Raw genomic sequence first — 1,083 nt, 5'->3', positions numbered from 1 at the left:
CCACGATGCCGATGGCCAGCACCATGCCGAACAGCGTCAGCTGGTTGATGGTGAAGCCCAGCGGCGACAAGCCCAGGAAGGTGCCGAGCAAGGCCACCGGGATGACGAGGGTGGGGATGATCGTGGCGCGGAAGTTCTGCAGGAACAGCAGCATCACGAGGAACACGAGGATGATGGCCTCGACGAGGGTATGCACCACCTCCTCGATCGAGATCACCACGAACTTCGTGGACTCGTACGGGGCGAACCACGTCACGCCCTCGGGGAAGCTCTTGGCCAGCTCGGCCATCTTCGCGCGCACGGCGTTGGCCACGTCCAGGGCGTTGGCGCCAGGGAGCAGCTGCACGCCGAAGGCGCCCGTGGGGACGCCATTCCACTCGGTGGCGAAGCCGTAGTTCTGCGGGCCGAGCTCCACGCGGGCCACGTCCTTGAGCTTCACCACGGTGCCGTCGTTATTGGCGCGCAGGATGATCTCGGAGAACTGCTCCGGCGTGGTGAAGCGGCCCTCGGCCGAAACCGTGGCACTGAAGCCCTGGCCATGGGTGGCCGGGTCCGAACCGATGGAGCCGGCCGCGAACTGCACGTTCTGGCTTGCGAGCGCCTGCTGCAGGTCGGTGGCCGAGAGGCCGTAACCGCGGAGCTTGTCCGGGTTCAGCCACACGCGCATGCCGTATTCGGCACCCAGCTGGCGGGTGTTGCCCACGCCGGGGATACGCGCCACCTGGTCGAGCACCTGCGAGGAGACGATATCGGTCAGGCGGTTGCTGTCGATCGCCGGGTTGGATGAGGTCAGCGCGACGAACATCAGGAAGTCGGGGTTGGACTTGGCCACCACGACGCCCTGCTGGGTCACCTCCGACGGCAGGCGCGGGGTGGCCAGCGAGACCTTGTTCTGCACCTGCACCTGCGCGATGTCAGGGTCGGTGCCGGTTTCAAAGGTCAGCGTGATCGTGGCCTGGCCCGACGAGCTGGACTGCGAGCTGAAGTAAAGGAGGTGATCGATACCGGTCAGCTGCTGCTCGATCACCTGGGTCACGGTCTTTTCGGTCGTATCCGCGCTCGCGCCCGGGTAGTTCGCCGTGA

1 protein-coding gene is annotated in these 1,083 nt (G+C 66.0%); it reads right to left on the bottom strand.

What is annotated here, in order from left to right; genetic code table 11:
- Window positions 1-1,083 (bottom strand): efflux RND transporter permease subunit (locus VI08_RS19900; protein WP_045831385.1); only part of this gene is annotated, 1,083 nt, incomplete at both ends.

The sequence above is a fragment of the Luteibacter yeojuensis genome (assembly GCF_000964085.1).
In the GTDB taxonomy this organism is placed as follows: Bacteria; Pseudomonadota; Gammaproteobacteria; order Xanthomonadales; family Rhodanobacteraceae; genus Luteibacter; species Luteibacter yeojuensis_A.
The sequence above is the reverse complement of the archived record's forward strand: the minus strand, read 5'-3'. Positions and strand labels throughout refer to the sequence as shown.